This window comes from Mesorhizobium sp. CA10 (assembly GCF_020165285.1).
In the GTDB taxonomy this organism is placed as follows: domain Bacteria; phylum Pseudomonadota; class Alphaproteobacteria; order Rhizobiales; family Rhizobiaceae; genus Mesorhizobium.
The window spans coordinates 212,291-234,579 of the sequence record NZ_JAIUHV010000002.1; the positions used below are offsets into that span (position 1 = coordinate 212,291).

The window sequence follows — 22,289 nt, forward strand, 5'->3', positions numbered from 1 at the left end:
TCTCAAAGGTCCGGCATGAGCAGCGCAAAGCAATTCATCGTCATCGGCGCCGGCATCATCGGCGCCTCGATCGCTTGGCATCTTATGAAAGCCGGCGCGCGGGTGACGGTGGTTTCGGAAAGCGGCGCCGGCGGTGTCGCCACGCCGAATTCCTTTGCCTGGATCAATGCAAGCTGGGGCAATCCGGAAACCTATTTCCGGCTGCGCATCCGCGCCATGGCCGAATGGAAACGGCTGGCGAACGACCTGCCCGGCCTGCCGGTCGCGTGGTGCGGCGGCCTGTGCTTCGACCTGCCCGCGGACAGGCTCGAGGCCTATGCGGCCGAGCATTCGTCCTGGGGCTATGGCATCGAACGGGTCGGGCGCGAACAGGCGGCGCGCATCGAGCCCAATTTGGCGGAGCTTCCCGAGTTTGCGCTTTATGTCGCGCAGGAAGGCGTGGCCGAGCCTGTGGCGACCACGAAGGCGCTGCTGGCCGACGCCGAACGGCGCGGCGCGCGGGTCGTCACGGGAACCGTCGACAGGCTGGCGCTGGTCAACGGCAAGGTCACGGGCGTCGTCGCTTCGGGCGAGATCATCGCCGCCGACGAGGTGGTGATCGCGTCGGGCGCCGGCGCTCCGGCGATCGCCGCGACGGCAGGCATCAAGCTGCCGATCGAGACCCCGCCCGGCCTGATCGTGCATTCGCGACCGCACCCAAAGCTGCTCAACGGGCTGGTGCTGGCTGACAGACTGCATATGCGCCAAACCGCCGAGGGCCGCATCATCGCCGGCTCAGATTTCGGCGGCGGCGATCCGGGCGAGAATCCGGAGGCCGCCGCGCAGGCGCTGTTCGCCGCGACGAAAGCGATGCTGCGCGACGCCAACGGGCTGGAATTCGACTTCCACACGATCGGCTACCGTCCGACGCCGGTCGACGGTTTCCCGATCGTCAGCCGCGCGGAAGGCATCGGCGCGCTCTACGTCGCCGTCACCCATTCCGGCATCACGCTGGCGCCGGCTATAGGCCTGTTTGCGGCCAGCGAAATCCTCGGCGACAAGCGCGATGCGTTGCTTGAACCCTACGCGCTGTCGCGTTTCGCTCAGTAGCCAGGAGGCCGGCGAAACCCTCCGGTGAGCGACGCAATCGCGGCTGCAATGCCGAGCAGCCGCGCTTCCGACCATTTCCTGCCGACCAATTGAAGGCCGACCGGCAAGCCGTCGCGGTCCTGCCCACAAGGGAACGCGAGCGCCGGATGGCTGGAATAGTTGAACACCGCGCCATAGGCCGGTAGCATCCAGTAGCTCTCCTCCTTGCCATTGACCTTGAGCGGGCTGCCCGGCTTGCAGTGCGGGAAGGCCGTGGTCATGGCGACCGGGCAGAGCAAGGCATCGCAGCTGTCAAAGAACCGCTCCCAGGCTAGGATCGACCGGTCGCGGCGGGCAAGCGCGGCGAACCAGCGCGACACCGGCGTCGGCTGCTCCGGCGGTTCCGGCTGTGCGGCTTCCAACATCATGCCGATCAATGCACCGCCTTCGGACAAATCGTCGTGCAGGTCGAGCTTCGGCAATTTCGCGCTCTCCACAGCCGCGCCAGCCGAGGCGAGTTTCGCGGCCAAGCCTTCTACGGCGGCGCGGATTTCGGCGGCAACCGGGAAGCCCGGGAAAGATTCGGCCACGGCGATGCGCAACGACTTGAGTTCGAGTTTCGGCATCGGCTCAACCGGCACGGGCGCCAGGTCGGTGTCCGCGCGGTCCGGTCCCGCAATGATCCGATAGATCAGCGCCAGATCCTCGATGTTGCGAGCAAGCGGGCCAACACATGACATCAGCCGCACGCTGCGCGGCATGCCGCCCGGATCAGGAAAGGCGCCGGCCAGCGACACGCGATGTTCAGTTGGCTTCAAGCCATAGACGCCGCAGAAAGCAGCGGGCAAGCGTATGGAATCCTGCATGTCGGTGCCGACTTCGAACGGAGTCATGCCTGTCGCTACTGCCGCGGCCGCGCCACCGCTTGAGCCGCCGGCCGTGCGCGACCGATCCCAGGGATTGCGAGTGCGCCCGAACAGCGGGTTGTCGGACTGCCAGTCGCCCAGCATAGTGGCGACGTTGGTCTTGCCGACCAGTATGGCGCCGGCTGCTTTCAGCCTTTCAACCACAGGGCTGTCCTGCCTAGCCATGTAGTCAGCAAAAGGCGGGAAGCCGGCGGTGGTCCTGATGCCCGCCGTCTCGTGCGCATCCTTCAGCGTGAACGGCACCCCATGCAGCGGACCGAGCGTGTCGCCGCGCGCCGTTGCCGCATCGGCCAGCAGGGCACGTGCCCGCGCCTGTTCGCGATCGAAGATGACGAGAGCGTTGACCGCCCCGTTGTGCCGGTCGATCTGGGCAAGCTGCGCATCGAGCGCCTCGATCGCCGAAATTTTTCGCTGGGCAATGGCTGCCGCGAGCTCGGCAGTCGAGGAAAACCCGATATCCATGTGCACACTCCGGCTGCTTGCCGCGCTTCGCCTTGAACATGGCGGATGAGGGCGCGGCTTCAAGCCGAATTCAGCATCCGAAGCTCGCGAGCGCTTGATCGAAATTGCGCCAAGTGCCGATTTCCCTCACCCTGCCAGAGCCAACTGGATGGCCGCCGGCGCGAAAGGCTTGATGCTGGTGCTGTCGCGGGTCATGGTGACGAAACTCGACTGTGGAATCTCGTGCCAGATCCGGCCGTCGCGATCGAACGGCTCGGAAACGATGCAGCGACCTACTCCCTTGGCGAAGGCGCCGGTATAAAGCGTCGGAGCATGCTCGTCGGTGGCGTAGCGAACGGCGTGAAGCGCCCGACCGTCGCTGAACGCAGCCGTCAGCTTCAGCGACGGTTCGATGCCGGCACCGCGCGCAGCCTCAAGGACGCGACTGGTGGCGCGCGACACCGCACCGTAGGGATCGTCCGAAAGCCCTTCGCCCATCATAAGCTGAAAGAACAGTTCGGAATCCGTGCTGCCTTCGATCTGGTCGAACAACGTATCGGAGAGGGAATTCTCGAGCGCGCGACGGATCTTCTCGAAGCCGCCGATCTGGCCGTTATGCATGAACGACCAGCGGCCCGAAACGAAGGGATGGCAGTTCGCGCGGCTGGTGGCGCCGCCTGTCGAGGCGCGCACATGGGCCAGGAACAGGCCGGATTTTATCTGGCGTCCAAGGCTCCTGAGATTGGTATCGGACCAGGCCGGCAGGACGTCGCGGTAAAGGCCGGGTTCCGGCCGGTCACCGTACCAGGCTACGCCGAAGCCGTCGGCATTGGTCGGCGATTTCGCCTCCTTCGCGCCATGGCTCTGAACGATCAGGGAATGGGAGGGTGCGGCGATGACGTCCTCCAGGAAGATCGCATCGCCGAGATAGGCTGCCCACCTGCACATTGTTTGATCCTCTGTCGATGCGTTCTGGGCGCGCGAATGGATTCGCGATCCGTCGAGCGCCACGGATGACAGGAGGAAGCCTGGGTGTCCTTACGCCGCGCTTACGTTTTGCTGATCTCTGCCTGAATCCGGCAGCCTGGATCTTGCTTCAGCCGACCAGCGCCAGCGGGGCCGCCGCCGGCGCGAACGGACGGATGCCGGTGCCGCCCCTCGTCATGGTGACGAAGCTCGATGGCGGGATCGCCTGCCACTCGCCGCCGTTGCGGTCGAAGGGCTCGGAGACGATGCAATGGCCCTCGCGCTTCGCGAAGGCGCCGGTATAAAGCGTCGGCGCATGGCCGTCGGTGGCATAGCGGACGGCGTACAGCGCCTCGCCATCCGAAAAGGCCGCCGTCAGTTTCAAAGAGGGCTCGATGCCGGCCCGGCGGGAGGCTTCGATGACGCGACCGGTTGCCCGCGACACCGCGCCCTGCGGGTCGGTCGCCAGTCCCTGGTCGATCATCAAGAGGAAGAAGAGCTCGGAATCGGTGGTGCCCTCGCGCTGATCGAAGACCGCGTCGGAGAGCGTGTTCTCCAGCGCGCGACGGATCCTTTCGAAGCCGCCGATCTGGCCGTTATGCATGAACGACCAGCGGCCGGAGACGAAGGGGTGGCAGTTCATGCGGCTGGTGGCGCCGCCGGTCGAAGCGCGCACATGGGCGAGGAATAGGCCCGACTTGATCTGCCGGCAGAGGCTCTTCAGATTGGGATCGGACCATGCCGGCAGGATGTCGCGGTAGAGTCCAGGCTCGGGCCGGTCGCCATACCAGGCCAGACCAAAGCCGTCGCCATTGGTCGGCGACTTGGCTTCCTGGGCGCAGTGGCTCTGGGCGATCAGCGAATGGCAGGGCGCGGTGATGATGTCTTCGAGGAAGACCGCTTCACCAAGATAGGCCGCCCACCGGCACATCGCATTCCACCATCTATCAGGCGCGGTCCAGGAGAGCCTTTGGCTCCTTCACCGCGTGCGAGCCCCTGTTGTGCGTGCGCTCATAGAGCTCGCGAACGATTCGGCTCGCCGTAGTTTCGAACAGAAATGGCAAGAAAGCGTGAACGAGCGCGGCGCCCGCCGCCATCGACAGGCGCGAGCAGAACCAGGCGGCGAAAGCCATATGGCCGAAATAGGTCTCGCCGACCTTCTCCGGGTGAGCCGTGAACAGTGCCGTAAACCGTGTCGTCATGGTGATCCCTCCTGCCGGGATGAGTCCCGATAATGAGTATCGTGCCATACGGCTTTGGTTCATTGGTCCCAAATGGTCCTTGCTTTTCGATGTTTTGTGGGACATTCATCCCAACATGGCGACGGAAATCGATGAAATTGATCGAAGATTGCTGGCTGAGCTGCAACGCGACGGCACTCTGTCGGTCGACCAGCTGTCGGAGCGGGTGGCGCTTTCGCGCAATGCCTGTTGGCGGCGTGTCAAGCGGCTGGAGGAAGATGGCGTCATCACCGGCCGCGTCGCGCTGGTCGATGCCGACAAGCTCGGGCTGGGCCTTTCCGTCTTCATCCTGGTCCGCACCTCCAACCATGATCCGGACTGGCTGCAGAAATTCCGCGCGGCGGTGACCGGCTTTGCCGAGATAACCGGCGTCTACCGGATGTCGGGCGACCTCGACTATGTGCTGAGGGCCCGCGTCGCCGACGTCAAAGCCTATGACCGCCTCTACCAGCGGCTGATCGCCAAGGTGGCGCTATCGGATGTCTCGGCCTCCTTCGTCATGGAGGAGATCAAGGAGACCACGGTGGTACCGGTGGAACTGCGGTGACCGGAACTGCCTTAAAAGAAAGGCGTTGATAGCGTCACGGCCGGGTTGACTGAATCGGCACCCGCGCCGATAGGAGTGGGCTCATGCGCACGGCTGTCCATTCTTCCTCCGTCATCGGCCCCACCGTCGGTTTCGTCAGGCTTCCGCATGGCGAAGACCTGCCTCTACCTGCCTATGAGAGCTCAGGCGCCGCCGGCATGGATTTGCGCGCCGCGGTGCCGGAGGACCGGCCGCTGCTCATCCTGCCAGGAAAACGCGCGCTGGTGCCGACCGGGCTCGTCCTGGAAATCCCGGAAGGCATGGAAGGCCAGGTGCGGCCACGCTCGGGCCTTGCCTTCAAGCATGGGCTCACCGTCCTCAATACGCCCGGCACCGTCGACAGCGACTATCGCGGCGAGGTGAAAGTGCTGCTCGTCAATCTCGGCGACGAGGATTTCTCGGTGACGCGCGGCATGCGCATTGCCCAGATCGTTTTCGCGGCCGTGACCCAGGTTGCGGTCGAGGAAAGAGCATTGGCCGGCGGCACGGCGCGCGGCGCAGGCGGCTTCGGGTCGACCGGCACCGCTTGAATGGCAATCCCCAAGCTCGTTATTTTCGACTGCGACGGTGTCCTGGTCGACACCGAGAACCTTGCCAACAGGCGCCTCGCCGAATGGCTGACCGTCGCCGGGTTTACGACCACCTTCGAATATTGCCGCAAGAACTTCTCCGGCCGCAGCATGGCCTCGGTGCAGAAGGAGATCGAAGAGACGACCGAGGTGCGGCTCGGCGCCGACTTCGTCGAGCGCTGGAATGCCGGCCTGCCGGACCTTTTTTCAAACGGGGTCGAAGCGATCCCTTATGTGCGCGACTTCATCGATAAGGTGCGGGCCGCGGGCATCGCCTATTGCGTCGCCTCTTCGGCGCGGGTCGCGAAGATGCACATCACGCTGGGCCAGACCGGGCTGTTGCCGCTGTTCGAGCATGCGATGTTCTCGTCCACCATGGTCAGCCGAGGCAAGCCGTTCCCGGACCTCTTTCTGCATGCAGCAAGGACGATGGGCTTCCCGCCGGCCGACTGCATCGTCATCGAGGACAGCGTCGCCGGTACCCAAGCCGGCATTGCCGCCGGCATGCGGGTGTTCTCCTATTACGCCGATCCGCTCTCCGATCGCGATGGCCTGGCGGCGGCCGGCGGCATATTGTTCGACGATATGCGCGACCTTGCCGGGCTCGTGCCGATCCGCTGATCGCACCCGGCTGCGCATCGCAACGCGCCGTGCTAGCGTGAGCGCATCCGAGGGGGCGCGGCCGGTGATTTCCACCTTATGCCGTTTCATATTTGCATGCCTGCTGCTGCCATGCGTGTGCGCGGCCGCGATGGCGCAAGCCGTCAGCTTTCCGGAACTGAACAGCGCCGTTCCCGGGCACCAGGACGTCACCTATTTCGACCTCGCCAAAATGATCGTGCCTGATCTCAAGCCCGGCGACGACGGCTTCTACACAGGCGGCGCGCCGATCGAGATGCGCGACATCCTCGGCGGCGACGACGGCGGATCGCCGCCCGAGGCCGTCAACCTGCCGAATGCGGCGGTGCTGGCCATCAAGGCCGGCGGCAAGGACCGGCTGGCGATGCTTCTCGACCTCGGCCAGGCGCAGGACAGCGCCGAAGGGTTTGCCGCGCTGGCGCTCTACGATCTCACCGGCAAGCCGAAGCTGCTCGACGCCGTCAATGTCGGAACCGACCGGAGCACCTATTTTCGCGATCCAGGAAAACTCCCGATCAGTGCGGGCGACGACGCGCTCATCACCATGAGCACACATTTCAATTCGAACCAGGGCTATGTCGGCACGATCCTGATCCTCGTCCGCGACGACCGCTTCGAGCCTATCGACCAGATCAACACGTTCGACGAGAATGTCTGCGCCTACAGGCGCACGCAGGACCTGTCCTTCCGGACGCTCGGCGGCGACAAACCCTACGCCGCGATCAAAGTGACGGTGACCGATGCCACCAAGCCGAGCGGCGAGAGTTGCGAGGAGCCGGCGCCCAAGGCGGTCTCGCACGACATTTCCGTCACCTATCGCTGGAATAAAGCCAGATCGCGTTACGCAAGCAATTCCGACGCTTTCGAGAAATTGTCAGCAGAAAACGCCAAACGCTTCTGAGCCGTAAGCATTCGTTTGCCCGGTTCAAGCGGCCGCTATAAATTCGCCGCACGACCCAACTCATGATTGAGGACCTGCCATGGACGACAAGGGCAAGATTTTTCGCGATCTGCACGCCTCCACCTTCGTCATGCCCAATCCCTGGGACATAGGCACGACAAAGCTTCTTTCTTCGTTCGGCTTCAAGGCGCTGGCGACGACCAGCGCCGGCTTCGCCTTCTCGCGCGGCCTGCCGGACGGCGCCGTGACCTTCGAGGCCATGATCCATCATTGCCGCGAGGTGACGGCGGCGACTGAGCTGCCGGTTTCGGCCGATCTGGAGCGCGGCAAGGGCGACAGCCCCGAACAGGCCGCCGAGACCATCTTCGCGGCCGAAGCCGCCGGTCTCGCCGGCTGCTCGATCGAGGACCACACCGGCGACCCTGGCAATCCGATCTACGATTTCTCGCTGGCGACCGAGCGCGTCGCTGCCGCTGTCGAGGCGGCCCGGGCGCTCAAGCATGATTTCGTCTTCACCGCGCGGGCCGAGAATTTCCTGTGGGGCAAGACAGACCTCGACGACACCATCAAGCGGCTTCAGGCTTTCGAGAAAGCCGGCGCGGACGTGCTCTATGCGCCGGGCATCGGCGACGTCGAAATGGTGCGCACGATCTGCTCGTCGGTGAGCCGGCCGGTCAATGTGATGGCCCGACCCGGCTTCACCATCGCCGACCTTGCCACGGCCGGAGCCAAGCGCATCTCGCTCGGACCGTGGCTGACCAATTTCGCCTATGGCATGCTGGAGACGGCGGCGCGCGAAATCCAGCAGGACGGCACCTTCGGCTTCGCCCGGGCGGCGATGCCGTTCGGCAAGCTGCAGGCGCTGTTCCGCGGCGGCACCGATTAAAGCAGTTCCCGCGCCGAAACCGCCTTGTGCAGGTGCACCATCATGGCGGCGGCGAAAAGCGGCGTCAGAAGGTTGAGCAGCGGCACGGCAAGGAACACGGCGATGACCAGCCCGGCCAGGAACACCGTGCCGGCATGTTTGCGGCGCAACGCCTTGGCCTCGGGCTCGGGACGAAACCGCATGGCGGCGAACTCGAAGAATTCGCGGCCCAGCAGATAGCCGTTGACGATGAAGAACGCGGCAATGTTGATGCCCGGCACCAGCAACAGCAGCAGCGCGACGATGTTGCCGAGGACGACCACGCCGAAGAATTTGACGGCCAGCGCAAGCGAATGCAGCGCCGGCACGGCTCGGCCGGGCAGATCGTTGGGGTAGTCGGTACGTTCGACCACTTCGGCGACATCATCGAGGAACAGGCCGGCGACGATCGCGGTCACCGGCGCGATGAGCAAGGCCAACCCCACAGCCAGAACGATGCCGGCGATGATGCCGCCCAGCCACCCGGCCCAGGACGGCAGGCCTGGAAGCAGCGTTTGCAGCCATGGCCAGGCCAGCCATTCGAGCAGGCTCTCCAAACCGACCCAGAGCGCCAGCAGAGCGAGCAGCGTCAGCCCCAGCGTCTTTAGAAAGACGGAGCGGAATTCGGGAGAGAACAACCGGCTGGCGGCAGCGCGGGCGGCGTCGAGGATCACAGCGTCTTCAATCCCTCATCGAAAAAGACGCTTCGCAGATAAGCAGGCTGGATGCCAGGCGCAATTATTGCGCAAGCCTGGCCTGTCTGGCCGGAATGGTCATCGCCGCGACGCCGGCGACGACGAAGGCCATGCCGAGCCAGGCCGCCGGTCCGAGGCTTTCGCCGAGGAAGACGGCGCCGATGCCGACGCCGATCGGCACGCGCAGATAGGCCTGCGAGGTGGTGCCGACCGAGCCCAGCGTGTGGATGAGGCGGAAATAGATGACGAAGGCCAGCGCCGTCGAGAAGACCGACAGGCCGAGCAGGGCCAGGATCGATGCGCCCGACGGCGCAAGCGTCCATGGCCGGTCGACAACCAGGCTCAGCGGCACAAGGATGGCGGCGCCGCAAAGCATCGAACCCGCGGCGGGTATCATCGGATCGAGGCCCTTGAAGCCGCGGCCGAAGATCGCCGCGCCGGCATAGGAGACCGTCGCGATGACGATCGCAAGCTGCGCCCACAATTGATGGCCAAGCCCGCCAAGCGCCTGCGTGCCGATGATGAGACAGATGCCGACGATGCCGGCGCCGACGCCGAGCAGCTTGCGCGCCGTTACGGGCTCATGGCGCGTGATCAATGCCGTCAGCAGGAAGGTGAAGATCGGCGACGTCGAATTGAGGATGGTGGCGAGGCCGGCATCGACCGAGCGTTCGGCGGCGGCGATCAGCGTGAACGGCACGACGCTGTTGAGACAGGCCTGGAAGGCGAACCGGCGCCATACTGCCGCATCGGCCGGCATGGCAAGGCCGCGCCAGCAGATGATGGTGAAGAGAATGCCCCCGGCGATCAAGGTCCGGGCGGCGATGAAGGTCACAGGCGGGATCGTCTCGACGCCGATCTTGATGAAGGTGTAGGAAGCGCCCCACAGCACCGCCAGGACGCCGAGCAGCGCCAGTTCGGTGGACATTTCGCTCTTCTCGGACATTTCTGCGCCTTCTGCTGCGGGAACGATCCGCTTTGTTGTTACGCAATTGCTGACGGAATACCGCCACTCACTTTTCCTGGAATTGCTTCTAGCCCATGGCGGCGCGGAAATGTTTCGATCGCCGTGAAACCTTAGCGGTGAAGGCCGCGGTCGATATGGGCCAGTTCGACACGAACGCTGCCGCAGCCGGCGCTTCGCAAACAATGGCGATTTTCGGGGTAGGCAAAGCAATGCCAAGTCGCTAGACCCGCGCCCGGCCGGCATGCCAGATAGCCGGGCAGCCCTTGGCGGAGATTTTGATGCCGGAATATGACGTGCTTTGCATCGGCAATGCCATTGTCGACATCATCGCGCAGTGCGACGAAGCTTTTCTCGAGACCAACGGCATCATCAAGGGCGCGATGAACCTCATCGACGCCAAGCGCGCCGAACTGCTCTATAGCCGCATGGGCCCGGCGATCGAGGCTTCCGGCGGCAGCGCCGGCAACACCGCGGCCGGCGTCGCCAGCCTCGGCGGACGGGCCGCCTTCTTCGGCAAGGTGTCGAACGACGCGCTGGGCGAGATCTACACCCATGACATCCACGCCCAGGGCGTGGCCTTCGATACCGCACCGCTCAACGGCGAGCCGCCGACGGCGCGCTCGATGATCTTCGTCACGCCCGACGGCGAGCGTTCGATGAACACCTATCTCGGCGCCTGCGTCGAGCTTGGCCCCGAGGATGTCGAGGCCGACAAGGCCGCCGGCGCCAAGGTGACTTATTTCGAAGGCTATCTGTGGGATCCGCCGCGCGCCAAGGAGGCCATCCGGCAGACGGCGAAGCTGGCGCATGCGGCGGGCCGCGAAGTGTCGATGACGCTGTCGGATTCCTTCTGCGTCGACCGCTACCGCGACGAGTTTCTCGAGCTGATGCGTTCGGGCATCGTCGACATCGTCTTTGCCAACAGCCACGAGATCAAGTCGCTCTACCAGACCGCCTCCTTCGAGGAGGCGCTCGCCGCCATCCGCAAGGATTGCAGAATAGCCGCCGTCACTCGTTCTGAAAAAGGTTCGGTCATCGTGCGCGGCGACGAGACCGTCATCATCCAGGCGACGAAGATCAAGGAACTGGTCGACACGACCGGAGCCGGCGATCTCTACGCTGCCGGCTTCCTTTACGGTTACACGACCGGCCGCAGCCTCAAGGATTGCGGCGATCTCGGCTCGCTGTCGGCCGGGCTGGTGATCCAGCAGATCGGCCCGCGCCCGCGCCAGAATCTGCGTCGCGAGGCAGAGCAAGTGGGGCTTCTTTAGAGCTGCCCAATAAGGACCGTCGCGTCACCGCCAACAGGGTCAAAACCGGCTTGTCTGTCGCGCCCCTGTCATAGAGCGCTCCTACACGCAAACTGAGGCGTACTGTGACTGACATTGCGGCACGCTAAACCAGGGGTGTGAAGATGCATGCCAGCAACCTGCCGGGCCGCGGCGTTCGTTGCCGCCGCAGTTTTTGCTTTCCGCAATAAGAATTTCAGCATCGGCCGGCGCCTGGGAGGAGCGCGGACCGCAAGACAGATTCATGACCAGATTCCAGAACTCGTCCGACGGGATTTCACAAGAGGCATTGGCAGGCCTGGTCGCCGAGGCGGTGCAGCAGGCGCTGACGCAGCAGGGCGTCCTGCTTGACACCGAGGCGCTGACTTCAGCCGGCAAGATTGCCGGCCATGTGGCCGCTGCCCTTCCCTTCCTGCCATCTGCGCAGCGCCTTGCAATCGATTCCTTCAAGGGCGATTGGACCGGCCTTGCCTCCGATTTTCTCCGCGAAATTGCGGAAAAGATAGCGAGCGGGGATTCGACCCTCCCCGACCGCAGCTTCGAGCCCCCGCCGAAACCGGAAGCAGGAAGGCCGATTGCACCGCATATCGCCGAGCGCGCCGCGGATCTCCAGTCGATGCTGATCGAGGATTGGGCCGGCGAAGTCGCCGGCTCCACCTATCTCGAGGACAAGCTCCGTATCCCGCGGTCGACGCTGCATCGCTGGCAAAGGCGCGGCGAGGTCATTGCGCTGCGCAAGGGCGGCCGCAAACATGTCTTCCCATTGGCCCAGTTCGTCGACGGCAGGCCGGTTCCGGGGATCAGCGGCGTGCTTTCGACGATCGCCAATCCGAGGCTTGCCTGGTTTTGGCTAACCCGACCCTCGCCCCAGCTCGACGGCCGCATCCCCATCGAGATGTTACGGGAAGACATGGTCGAGGACGTCGTCCGTGCCGCCCGCGCGCTATCCTGACTCCTGTTGCGCGAAGTCGTTTTTTTCTATGTTTCTCGGCTTTCTTAGAAATTTATCCGGCAAATCGTCCGTCATAAAACTGTAACAATCGGCACATTTGGCACATTTTTCAGATTATCCTGCGTTCCGATTGTACTTATTGTTCCGAATGTCCCATCTTTGCATTTATGTGACGTGATATTTGCGCAACAAGACTTCCGCAAGAGTTCAAAAGGCCGCCTTTCCGACACAATCCCTGTTGTGTGAGGCCAACGATTAGGCCATGTCCGAGGCGAAGAAGCGGCGCCGGTGCGCGCGTTTTTTCAACGATGGGGACGGGGGTGGCAAAGCCGAACGGCACGTCAGGCCTGTCTTGAACCTTTGACTGGAGATTCAAGAAAATGAACATCAAGAGCCTTCTACTCGGCTCCGCTGCGGCTCTGATCGCAGTTTCGGGCGCCCGCGCCGCCGACGCGGTCACCGTAGCCGAGCCGGAACCGGCCGAATACGTGAAGATATGCGACGTCTATGGCGCCGGCTATTTCTACATCCCCGGCACCGAGACCTGCCTGCGCGTCGGCGGCTACATCCGATATGACGCCGGCTTCGGCGACGTCGGCACTTTCGACGGCCGCAAGACCACCGACGTTCAGGACGGCGACTCGCAGAACAGCTGGAACAAGAACGCCCGTTTTAACCTGAAGACTTGGACCGGCCAGGAGACCGAGCTCGGCACGTTGAAGACCTATACCGAGACGCGTTTCAACTTCAAGAATGGTGGCCCGACGAGCACGCCAACGCTGAACTTCGCTTGGATCCAGCTCGGCGGGCTGCGCGTCGGCAAGGACGAGACGCCTTATGACTCGTTCATCGGCTATGCCGGCAACGTCATCCAGGACACGACCATCCCGTACGGCATAAAGGACACCAATGTCGTCAGCTACTACTTCGATGCTGGCAGCGGCTTCTCGGGCGTGATCTCCCTTGAAGAAGGATCGGACGTTACAGGTCTTGTTACCGGCACGGGTACGGGCGTTATCGCAGGCACGATCGACAGCTACGTTCCGCATGTCGTCGGCGGTCTGAAGTATAAGGGCGACTGGGGTGCGATCACCGGCGTCGTTGCCTATGACAGCAACTACGAAGAAGTGGCCGGCAAGGTTCGCCTGGATGTCAATGTCACCAAGGAACTGACGCTGTTCATCATGGGCGGCTACGGTACGGACGATAACTTCCGCGACGCGGGTAACGCCATCAACACCCATGGCCGCGGCTTCTACAAGCCGTGGGGCGGCAACTGGGCTGTCTGGGGTGGCGGCACCTACAAGTTCGACGCCAAGACTTCGTTCAACCTCCAGGCTTCGGCTGACGACGACAAGAACTACGCCGTGGCTGCGAACATCGCCTACAGCATCGTTCCGGGCTTCACGATCACAGGCGAAGTTGATTGGGACCATTTCGGCAGGTTTGACGATGGGATTGGTGACACCAATGTCGTCGACTGGACCAAGGCCGACAAGAAGAACAGCGTCGGCGGCATCGTTCGCTTCCAGCGCAATTTCTGATCGGACTGGCGATCTCAGGGAAGGCTCGCGGCATCGCCGCGGGCCTTTTCCAATTCCAAACGTTGGCGATGTGGGCAAACGCCTCGTCAGCAAACGCCTTCGTCAGTTGCCCGCCGTATAAGCTGCAATTGCCGCCATATTGACGATGTCGCTGTCTTTGGCATTCAGCGACACAATCTGCACCGGCTTGTTGAGGCCGACCAGCAGCGGGCCGATGACGGTCGAACCGCCGAGCTCCTGCAGCATCTTGGTCGAGATCGAGGCCGAGTGGAAGGCGGGCATCACCAGCACGTTGGCCGGGCCGGTCAGCCGGATGAACGGATATTGCGCCATGGCGCGCGGGTTCAGCGCCACGTCGGCCGCCATCTCGCCGTCATACTCGAAATCGACGCGGCGCTTGTCGAGGATACGCACCGCCTCCTGCACACGCTCGGAACGTTCGCCCTGCGGATGGCCGAAGGTCGAATAGGCAAGCATCGCGATCCTCGGTTCGTAACCCATGCGGCGGGCAAAGCCTGCCGCCTCCTCGGCAATGTCGGCGATCTGCTCGGCATTCGGCATGTCGTGCACGGCGGTGTCGGCGACCAACACGGTGCGGCCGCGCGCCAGCACGATCGAGACGCCGATGACGCGGTGGCCCGGCTTGGCGTCAATGATGCGGCGCACGTCGTCGAGCGCGGTGGAATAGTTGCGGGTCACACCCGTGACGATGCCGTCGGCGTCGCCCAGCGCCACCATGCAGGCGGCGAAATGGTTGCGGTCGTTGTTGATCAGCCGCTGGCAGTCGCGGAACAGGAAACCCTTCCGCTGCATGCGCTCGTAGAGATAGTCGGTGTAGATGCCGTTGCGGCGCGACAGCCTGGCGTTGATGATCTCGATGCCCGGCTTGTTGAGGTCGATGCCGGCATTGCGGGCATTGTCCTTGATGACGTCGTCGCGGCCGAGCAGGATCGCCGTGCCGAGCCTCTGGTTCACATAGGAGACGGCGGCGCGCATCACCTGCTCCTCCTCGCCCTCGGCAAAGACGATGCGCTTGGGCTGGCGGCGCACACGGTCGTAGATGCGCTGCAAGGTCGAGGCGATCGGGTCACGGCGCGCGGACAGTTCCTGCGCATAGCGGTCGAGATCGAGGATCGGCTTGCGGGCGACGCCGGATTCCATCGCCGCCTTGGCCACCGCCAGCGGGATCGCCGAGATCAGGCGCGGATCGAATGGCACCGGAATGATGTAGTTGGGGCCGAATTTCGGCCGGTTGCCCTGATAGGCGGCGGCGACGTCGTCCGGCACGTCCTGGCGCGCCAGCTCGGCAAGCCCCCTGGCGGCCGCGATCTTCATCTCGTCGTTGATGGTGGTGGCGCGCACATCCAGCGCGCCGCGGAAGATATAGGGGAAGCCCAGAACATTGTTGACCTGGTTTGGGTAGTCGGAGCGGCCGGTGGCCATGATTGCGTCGGTGCGGATCTCGGCCACTTCCTCCGGCGTGATCTCCGGATCGGGATTGGCCATGGCGAAGATGATCGGGTTCTTGGCCATCGACTGCACCATGGCGGTGGTGAGCGCGCCCTTGGCGGACAGGCCAAGGAAGACGTCGGCGCCGTCCAGCGCTTCGGCCAGGCTGCGCGCCTCGGTCTTGACCGCATGCGCCGACTTCCACTGGTTCATGCCTTCGGTGCGGCCCTGAAAGACCACGCCCTTGGTGTCGCACAGGATGATGTTTTCCGGCGAAAAACCCATCGCCTTCATCAATTCGATGCAGGCGATGCCGGCGGCGCCCGCGCCGTTGCAGACCATTTTTGTGGTCTTCATGTCGCGGCCGGTGATCTCCAGCGCGTTGATCAGCCCGGCGGCCGAGATAATTGCCGTGCCATGCTGATCGTCATGGAAGACGGGAATGTCCATCAGCTCGCGCAGCCGCTGCTCGATGATGAAGCACTCGGGCGCCTTGATGTCCTCGAGATTGATGCCGCCGAAGGAAGGCCCGAGGAAGCGCACGCAATTGATGAACTCGTCGGCGTCCTCGGTCGCCACTTCGAGGTCGATCGAATCGACATCGGCGAAGCGCTTGAACAGCACCGCCTTGCCTTCCATCACCGGCTTCGAGGCCAGCGCGCCGAGATTGCCGAGACCGAGGATGGCGGTGCCGTTGGAGATGACGGCGACCATGTTGCCGCGCGCCGTATAGTCGAAGGCGCGGCTCGGATCCTCGGCGATGGCGCGCACGGGAACGGCGACGCCCGGCGAATAGGCGAGGCTCAGATCGCGTTGCGTCGCCATCGGCTTGGTGGCGACGATCTCCAGCTTGCCGGGCCGTCCCATGGCGTGGAACTCCAGCGCCTCCTCGGGGCTGACGGAGGGGCCGCTGCTTTCCGTTTTCCTGGCCATGTTGCTGACGCTTCTCCCACCATTTCGCGCTCTTGAGGCGCATTGTTTTGAATTACCCGCTTAAGGGTACACGCCGCCGCTGTAAACCGCCAAGCGATCCAGCGATTTTGTTCCTCCGTTGGCAGAGACAAGCTGTCAAATCTTGCCCGATGAGATCGCGGCAATCTCGCGCAGGTGCTCGCGTACCGGGGCCCACCGCGTCAGCCCCGAGGTCCCGGCGAACGGCCATTCGGAGAAAGGCGGATCGTTGCTTCCCATGCGCTGCTTAAGCGCCGAGAGATAGGCCATCAGTTCCAGCCGTTGCGCCCGCACCCTTTCCAGCGTGCGGCCACGAATCTCCTCGCGCGGGATGGCGCGGTCGCGAAGTCGCTCGACCGCGCGGCGGATTGCGGCCGGCTCCGGCTCGGCGATAAGGCAATAGTCCGGATCGAAATAGACATCGCGGCCGCCGATGCTCGGCGTCGAGACGATCGGCAGGCCGGCCAGCAGATACTCCATGCTGGAATACATTGCCCCTTCCACCGCCGACAGGCAGAGCCCGACCGCGGCCCGGTTGTAGACGCGGTTGACCTCGTAAGGCGGCATCCGCCCGGGCAGGCCATCAACAAGCGGATTGGCAATGCTGTGAAGCGGCGATTGCGCCTGCAGCCGGCGGATGAAGGCGCGGTCGCCGGCCGGCGGCAATTCGCCGATCGAGGACGTCACATGGACCAGTCTTTCGATCTCGAAGGCGAGGTGGTGCCGCTTGGTGTGCGAGATGCGGCCATTGTAGACGGCATCGTACTCGACCGGCACGTCCGGCAGCGGCCGGAAGACGTCTTCCGAAATCATCAGATTGTGATTGGAGAAGATCGCTGTGCCGCCAACGCCTGCAATCAGACGGCGCTCTTCTTCTGTGTTGCAGAGGAAGATCAGGTCATGGTTGGGGCAGACCGCGGCGAACCACGCGAGATCCTTGCGTATCTGTTCGACGACGGTAGGCCTCTCCAGCGTCCAGTTCGGCATCAGAAGGAAGGTCGCGCGCCGTGGCACCATGCGCCGGCAGAGGGCAGCGAGTGCGTAAAGCGGGCGCCGGCCGCCGACAGGTATGTAGAGGATCAACGGATCGCGACTGAAGATATGGACGGGTATATCAATGCCGCCGTCGAGGCCGGAGAGCGGCCCGCGCGTCGGCAGGATGAAGGGAAACCGTGTCCGCACCCACGCCCTGATTTTGATTCTGGTGCGGTTGGCGCGGTTGGTGGCAAGAAGCCGCACCCGCCTGAGCGGCGAGCCGACCGGGCCGACCATCTCCTCGAACGTCTCGTGTCCGTCCTTCTTCATCGCCCCGCTATCTTCTCCTGACCCCGAACGATCCATATGTCGGCCGGCGGCATGAGGCAACACGCCCCCGTGCGCCCGTACTGCTGATGGCGGCAACCGCCCACTCGTCCCCCGTTTTTGCAACCGCCGGCATTAAACCGCCCGCCCACATCTGCTAGCGTGCCGGGATGGATATGCGTACCCCGGAAGAACACAACGCCACGGCGGCACCGGCACAGTTTGTCACGGCCGGCGTCACGCCGATGATGGAGCAGTTCATCGAGATCAAGGCGGCGAACCCGGATTCGCTGCTGTTCTACCGCATGGGCGATTTCTACGAGCTGTTCTTCGACGACGCGGAGAAGGCGAGTCAGGCGCTTGGCATCGTCTTGACCAAGCGGGGCAAGCACCAGGGCAATGACATACCGATGTGCGGCGTGCCGGTGCATGCGGCGGACGACTATCTGCAGAAGCTGATCGCGCAAGGCTTTCGCGTTGCCGTGTGCGAGCAGATCGAGGACCCGGCCGAAGCCAAGAAACGCGGCTCCAAATCGGTGGTGCGCCGCGACGTGGTGCGGCTGGTCACGCCAGGCACCATCACCGAGGACAAGCTGCTCGCGCCCTCGGAATCGAGCTTCCTGATGGCGCTTGGCCGCGTGAAGGGGGGCGCGGCCAGCCAGGCCTGCTTTGCGCTGGCCTGGATCGACATTTCGACTGGCGCCTTCCGCGTTGCCGAGACGAGCGCCGAGCGGCTGCTTGCCGACATCTTCCGCGTCGACCCGCGCGAGCTGATCGTCGCCGAGCCGGTTTTCCATGATCCGGAGCTCAGGCCCGTGTTCGACGTGCTGGGCCGCGTCGCCAATCCGCAGCCGCCGTCGCTGTTCGATTCGGCCTCGGCCACCGGACGCATTGCGCGCTTCTTCGAGGTTGCGACGCCGGACAGTTTCGGCACGTTCTCGCGCGCCGAGCTGTCGGCGATCTCGGGCGCCATCGCTTACGTCGAAAAAACGCAGAAAGCGGAGCGGCCGCCGCTGTCGCGGCCCGAGCGCGAGGAGCAGGGCTCGACGCTGTTCATCGATCCGGCGACGCGCGCCAATCTGGAACTTTTGCGCACGCTGTCCGGCAACCGCGACGGCTCGCTGTTCAAGGCGATCGACCGCACTGTGACGGGGGGCGGCGCGCGACTGCTCGCCGACCGGCTGATGGCGCCGCTGACCGATCCAACAGCAATCGCGGCTAGGCTGGATTCGGTGTCGTTCTTCCGTTCCGAGATGCGGCTCTGCCAGGGCCTGCGGACGAGCCTCAAAAGCGTCGCCGACATGCCGCGCGCGCTGTCCAGGCTGGCGCTCAACCGCGGCGGACCCCGCGACCTGGGCGCGCTGCGCGCCGGCTTCGAGGCGGCCGGCGCGATCGCCGAATTGTTCGCGGGGGCCGATCTGCCCGCCGAGCTCGCTGCGGCACTGGCCGCGATCAAGGCCTTGCCCGAGGCGCTTGCCCGCCACCTCAGCGAAGCGCTCGACGACGAGCTGCCGCTGATCAAGCGCGACGGCGGCTTCGTGCGGTCGAGCTACAATGCCGAGCTCGACGAGATGCGGGCGCTGCGCGACGAATCGCGAAAGGTGATCGCCGGGCTGGAGCGCTCGCTGATCGAAGAGACCGGCATCCGCTCGCTGAAGATCCGGCACAACAATGTGCTCGGCTACTACATCGAGGTCACCGCCAATCACCATTCGATCATGACCGGCAGCGACGCCGCCAAGGCGCGCTTCATTCATCGCCAGACCATGGCCAACGCCATGCGCTTCACCACGACCGAGCTGGCGGAGCTGGAATCGAAGATCGCCAACGCCGCCGACCGGGCGCTGAGCATCGAGCTCGCCGCTTTCGACCGGCTGACCGCGGAAGTGGTGGGCGAGGCCGAACGGATCCGCGCCGGCGCCGACGCGCTTGCGGCTCTGGATGTTTCGTCGGCGCTGGCATTGCTTTCCGAAAGCGAGGGCTGGTGCCGGCCGCTGGTGGATTCGAGCCTCGCCTTCGAAATTGCCGGTGGGCGTCACCCGGTGGTCGAACAGGCGCTCAGGCGTTCCGGCGATGGCCCGTTCGTCGCCAATGATTGCGACCTGTCGCCTCAGGGCGGCGCCAAGGCCGGCGCGATCTGGCTGCTCACCGGCCCGAATATGGGCGGCAAATCGACGTTCCTCAGGCAGAACGCGCTGATCGCCATCCTTGCCCAGACCGGTTCCTTCGTGCCGGCGCAAAGCGCCCATATCGGCGTGGTCGACCGGCTGTTCTCGCGCGTCGGCGCCTCGGACGACCTGGCGCGCGGCCGCTCGACCTTCATGGTCGAGATGGTCGAGACGGCGGCGATCCTCAACCAGGCCGGCGAGCGGGCGCTGGTCATCCTCGACGAGATCGGCCGCGGCACGGCAACTTTCGACGGCCTGTCGATCGCCTGGGCGGCGGTCGAATATCTGCATGAGAAGAACCGCTGCCGAGCGATTTTTGCCACGCATTTCCATGAGATGACGGCGCTGGCGGGCAAGCTCCCCCGGCTTCACAACGTCACCATGCGGGTGAAGGAATGGGAAGGCGACGTCGTCTTCCTGCACGAGGTCGGCAAGGGCGCGGCCGACCGCTCCTACGGGGTTCAGGTGGCGCGACTCGCCGGCCTGCCGGAAGCGGTCGTCGCCCGCGCCAAGGAAGTGCTGCACCAACTCGAGGAGGGCGAAGTCTCGGGCAAGACCAATCGGCTGGTCGACGATCTGCCGCTGTTTTCGGTGGCGGTGAAACGCGAAGCGGCGAAGCCGGTCAAAAGCGATGCGCTGGGCGACGCGCTCGGCGCGATCAATCCCGACGAGATGACGCCGCGCGAGGCGCTGGAGGCGCTCTACCGGTTGAAGGGGCTGGCAACGAAGCAGTAGAATCAGGCGTGGCCTTGACTGATTGTACCGATCGGTACAATGTCGGTTATCGACGATCGGAACCGACAGGAGATTTCATGAGCCGTCCGCCATTGCCGCCCTTCACAGCCGAGACAGCGGCGCAAAAGGCGCGCCTCGCCGAGGATGCCTGGAACAGCCGCGACCCGGAACGGGTCTCGCTCGCCTATACCGAGGACAGCAGATGGCGCAACCGGGCCGAGTTCATCTCGGGTCGCGGCGAGATCGTCGATTTCCTCAAGCGCAAATGGGCGCGCGAGCTGGATTATCGCTTGATCAAGGAGGTCTGGACCTGGAATGAAAACCGCATCGCGGTGCGCTTCGCCTATGAATGGCGCGACGGCAGCGGCCACTGGTTCCGCTCCTACGGCAACGAGAACTGGGAATTCGACGAGGCCGGGCTGATGCGCCGGCGCGTGGCGAGCATCAACGACCTGCCGATCGCGGAGCGCGAGCGGAAATACCACTGGCCGCTCGGCCGCCGGCCGGACGACCATCCCGGCCTTTCGGAACTCGGGCTTTAGAGCATGACCCCAAAAAGTGTGTAGCGGTTTTGGAAAAGATCATGCTCGAACAAGAACACTAAGCATGCGGCGCATCGCTCCGGGCCACGACCAGTTGCTGGCGATCGTGGCCGAGGTTTTCCGCGAGCACGGCTATGAGGGCGCCAGCCTGGCCCTGATCGGCGAGGCGGCGGGGCTCGGCAAGGGGAGCCTTTACCACTTCTTTCCGGGCGGCAAGGAAGAGATGGCGAGGGCCGTCATTGCCCATATCGACGGCTGGTTCGAGGACAATGTCTTTGCGCCGCTGCGCGACGGCGGCGATCCGTCGGCCGGGATCGAGCAGATGCTCGCGGCGACGGACAGCTACTTCCGCTCCGGGCGCCGGGTCTGTCTCATTGGCGCCTTCGCACTGGAGGCATCCCGCGACCTCTTCGCCAGCCAGATAAGGGACTATTTCGGCCGTTGGGTCGCGCACCTCGCCGATGCGCTGGCGCGACTTGGGCATGGGAAAACCGAAGCCGTCGAACTGGCGGAGGAAACCGTCGCCGCCATCCAGGGCGCGCTCACCCTTGCCCGTGCCGCTGACGATGCCGGGGTATTCTCCCGTACGCTGCGCCGGCTGCGCACGCGGCTCGGGCTGTCGGCCAAGACCTAGCCCAGTTCCTACAGAGGTTCGAAGCGGTAGCCTGTCTCGGTTCGGGAAATCCGGCCGACGCCCGGTGAATCGAGATGCGCTCCTGCAACGCACCAGGCATTGTCGGCGGCAAGGGCCAATATACGCAACCGGGTTGCCCGTGCCTGTTCCTGATCCGCGTCGAACTCCCACGCGACCTCCGGCCGATCGAACTGAAGCGACGGCACGTGCACAAGGTCGCCCCAGGCCAGCAATGTTTCGCCGTGGCTCGCAACACGAAAGCAGGTATGGCCGATTTCATGACCCGGCGCGGCGATCGCCTCGATGTTCGCACTCAAGTGCTGTCCCGGATCCAGAGGCTGCGCTCGGTCATGGAAGCGGCTCAACCTCGCTTCCGACCGGAACATGTCGAGCTCGGCTCGAGGGACAAGCAAGCGGGAGAGCTGCGGGAAACCGTCCCCGCCATCCGGAAGGATGAGCCCTTGGATATGGTCGAGATGGGTGTGGGTGAAGGCGACAGTGTGTATCCGATCGAGGGCGATCTTCGCTTCGCTCAGCGCCTGCGGCAGAAAGCCCATCGTCGGGTGCCAGGCGTTCGAGGACCCCGTATCGATCAGCGTGATGTCTTCGCCGTCGTCGATGGCAAAGGCATTGACCGACAATCTGAGCGCGCCGTCGAAGAGCGGCACCTGCGGCGGCAGATCGTCGCCGAAAGGCTTGTCTCCCGGCTGGCGCAGTCTCCGGACGGGCATGTCGACGTAACCGTCGCGCAGCGAGGTGACCGTCAAGTCGCCGATTTTATAGGTCGCGTAATGAGGTCCGGCTGAAATTCGTTCCAATG

At 64.3% G+C, this 22,289-nt stretch carries 21 protein-coding genes; 12 read left to right on the forward strand and 9 right to left on the reverse strand.

Annotated elements, in window-relative coordinates; all coding sequences use genetic code 11:
- Positions 1 to 15 precede the first annotated feature (15 nt).
- Positions 16 to 1,089 carry an NAD(P)/FAD-dependent oxidoreductase gene (locus LB535_RS04495; RefSeq protein WP_224603188.1) on the forward strand — a complete coding sequence of 358 codons (1,074 nt, stop codon included), beginning with the start codon at positions 16 to 18 and terminating at the stop codon, positions 1,087 to 1,089.
- Here the strand turns inward: LB535_RS04495 and LB535_RS04500 are convergent.
- The 4 genes from LB535_RS04500 to LB535_RS04515 form a co-directional block, all read right to left on the reverse strand.
- On the reverse strand, positions 1,083 to 2,456 hold the full coding sequence (locus LB535_RS04500; RefSeq protein ID WP_224631321.1) for an amidase: 1,374 nt from the start codon (positions 2,454 to 2,456) through the stop codon (positions 1,083 to 1,085). The genes LB535_RS04495 and LB535_RS04500 overlap by 7 nt on opposite strands.
- A gap of 126 nt (positions 2,457 to 2,582) precedes the next feature.
- Positions 2,583 to 3,383 (reverse strand): class II glutamine amidotransferase, encoded by an 801-nt coding sequence (locus tag LB535_RS04505; RefSeq protein ID WP_224631322.1) that lies wholly within the window; start codon positions 3,381 to 3,383, stop codon positions 2,583 to 2,585.
- A 148-nt stretch (positions 3,384 to 3,531) separates the two neighbouring features.
- Complete coding sequence (locus tag LB535_RS04510) at positions 3,532 to 4,332, reverse strand: class II glutamine amidotransferase (RefSeq protein ID WP_095766089.1); 801 nt, start codon at positions 4,330 to 4,332, stop codon at positions 3,532 to 3,534.
- A 16-nt stretch (positions 4,333 to 4,348) separates the two neighbouring features.
- Positions 4,349 to 4,603, reverse strand: coding sequence for a DUF6356 family protein (locus tag LB535_RS04515; protein ID WP_040994452.1), 255 nt, complete (start codon positions 4,601 to 4,603; stop codon positions 4,349 to 4,351).
- 115 nt (positions 4,604 to 4,718) lie between these two features.
- Between LB535_RS04515 and LB535_RS04520 the strand changes: the two genes are divergently transcribed.
- The 5 genes from LB535_RS04520 to LB535_RS04540 all read left to right on the forward strand — a co-directional run bounded on the left by LB535_RS04520 (position 4,719) and on the right by LB535_RS04540 (position 8,223).
- Positions 4,719 to 5,189, forward strand: a complete 471-nt coding sequence (locus LB535_RS04520) for an Lrp/AsnC family transcriptional regulator (protein WP_095766090.1) — start codon at positions 4,719 to 4,721, stop codon at positions 5,187 to 5,189.
- An 83-nt stretch (positions 5,190 to 5,272) separates the two neighbouring features.
- Positions 5,273 to 5,758 carry a dUTP diphosphatase gene (gene dut / locus LB535_RS04525; RefSeq protein WP_224628876.1) on the forward strand — a complete coding sequence of 162 codons (486 nt, stop codon included), beginning with the start codon at positions 5,273 to 5,275 and terminating at the stop codon, positions 5,756 to 5,758.
- A complete protein-coding gene (locus LB535_RS04530; protein WP_224631323.1) occupies positions 5,759 to 6,418 on the forward strand; it encodes an HAD family hydrolase in 660 nt (219 codons plus the stop codon).
- 130 nt (positions 6,419 to 6,548) lie between these two features.
- Positions 6,549 to 7,337, forward strand: a complete 789-nt coding sequence (locus LB535_RS04535; RefSeq protein ID WP_224631324.1) for a hypothetical protein — start codon at positions 6,549 to 6,551, stop codon at positions 7,335 to 7,337.
- Between the two features lie 79 nt (positions 7,338 to 7,416).
- On the forward strand, positions 7,417 to 8,223 hold the full coding sequence (locus LB535_RS04540) for an isocitrate lyase/phosphoenolpyruvate mutase family protein (RefSeq protein ID WP_224631325.1): 807 nt from the start codon (positions 7,417 to 7,419) through the stop codon (positions 8,221 to 8,223).
- On the opposite strand, the gene LB535_RS04545 is transcribed toward LB535_RS04540, so the two are convergent.
- Positions 8,220 to 8,915 (reverse strand): sulfate transporter family protein, encoded by a 696-nt coding sequence (locus tag LB535_RS04545; protein ID WP_140843956.1) that lies wholly within the window; start codon positions 8,913 to 8,915, stop codon positions 8,220 to 8,222. The two genes, LB535_RS04540 and LB535_RS04545, sit on opposite strands and share 4 nt — an antisense overlap.
- 64 nt (positions 8,916 to 8,979) lie before the next feature.
- Positions 8,980 to 9,864 (reverse strand): EamA family transporter, encoded by an 885-nt coding sequence (locus LB535_RS04550; protein ID WP_411969526.1) that lies wholly within the window; start codon positions 9,862 to 9,864, stop codon positions 8,980 to 8,982.
- Positions 9,865 to 10,181: 317 nt separating this feature from the next.
- Between LB535_RS04550 and LB535_RS04555 the strand changes: the two genes are divergently transcribed.
- From LB535_RS04555 to LB535_RS04565, 3 genes are all read left to right on the forward strand, one after another.
- Positions 10,182 to 11,174 (forward strand): adenosine kinase, encoded by a 993-nt coding sequence (locus tag LB535_RS04555; RefSeq protein WP_224628886.1) that lies wholly within the window; start codon positions 10,182 to 10,184, stop codon positions 11,172 to 11,174.
- A 262-nt stretch (positions 11,175 to 11,436) separates the two neighbouring features.
- A complete protein-coding gene (locus LB535_RS04560; protein ID WP_224631327.1) occupies positions 11,437 to 12,144 on the forward strand; it encodes an antitoxin Xre/MbcA/ParS toxin-binding domain-containing protein in 708 nt (235 codons plus the stop codon).
- A 380-nt stretch (positions 12,145 to 12,524) separates the two neighbouring features.
- Complete coding sequence (locus tag LB535_RS04565) at positions 12,525 to 13,688, forward strand: porin (protein ID WP_095766099.1); 1,164 nt, start codon at positions 12,525 to 12,527, stop codon at positions 13,686 to 13,688.
- 102 nt (positions 13,689 to 13,790) lie between these two features.
- Here LB535_RS04565 and LB535_RS04570 read toward each other — a convergent pair whose 3' ends face one another.
- Positions 13,791 to 16,070 carry an NADP-dependent malic enzyme gene (locus tag LB535_RS04570; RefSeq protein WP_224631328.1) on the reverse strand — a complete coding sequence of 760 codons (2,280 nt, stop codon included), beginning with the start codon at positions 16,068 to 16,070 and terminating at the stop codon, positions 13,791 to 13,793.
- A 135-nt stretch (positions 16,071 to 16,205) separates the two neighbouring features.
- Positions 16,206 to 17,393, reverse strand: a complete 1,188-nt coding sequence (locus LB535_RS04575; protein ID WP_224631329.1) for a glycosyltransferase — start codon at positions 17,391 to 17,393, stop codon at positions 16,206 to 16,208.
- 167 nt (positions 17,394 to 17,560) lie between these two features.
- Between LB535_RS04575 and mutS the strand changes: the two genes are divergently transcribed.
- The 3 genes from mutS to LB535_RS04590 all read left to right on the forward strand — a co-directional run bounded on the left by mutS (position 17,561) and on the right by LB535_RS04590 (position 21,469).
- Positions 17,561 to 20,293, forward strand: a complete 2,733-nt coding sequence (gene mutS / locus LB535_RS04580; RefSeq protein WP_224631330.1) for a DNA mismatch repair protein MutS — start codon at positions 17,561 to 17,563, stop codon at positions 20,291 to 20,293.
- A gap of 77 nt (positions 20,294 to 20,370) precedes the next feature.
- Positions 20,371 to 20,835 carry a DUF1348 family protein gene (locus LB535_RS04585; RefSeq protein WP_224545125.1) on the forward strand — a complete coding sequence of 155 codons (465 nt, stop codon included), beginning with the start codon at positions 20,371 to 20,373 and terminating at the stop codon, positions 20,833 to 20,835.
- Positions 20,836 to 20,899: 64 nt separating this feature from the next.
- Entirely contained in the window at positions 20,900 to 21,469 is a 570-nt protein-coding gene (locus LB535_RS04590; protein ID WP_224631331.1) for a TetR/AcrR family transcriptional regulator, read from the forward strand.
- An 8-nt stretch (positions 21,470 to 21,477) separates the two neighbouring features.
- Here the strand turns inward: LB535_RS04590 and LB535_RS04595 are convergent, their stop codons facing one another.
- Positions 21,478 to 22,287, reverse strand: a complete 810-nt coding sequence (locus LB535_RS04595; protein WP_224631332.1) for an MBL fold metallo-hydrolase — start codon at positions 22,285 to 22,287, stop codon at positions 21,478 to 21,480.
- Positions 22,288 to 22,289: the final 2 nt, after the last annotated feature.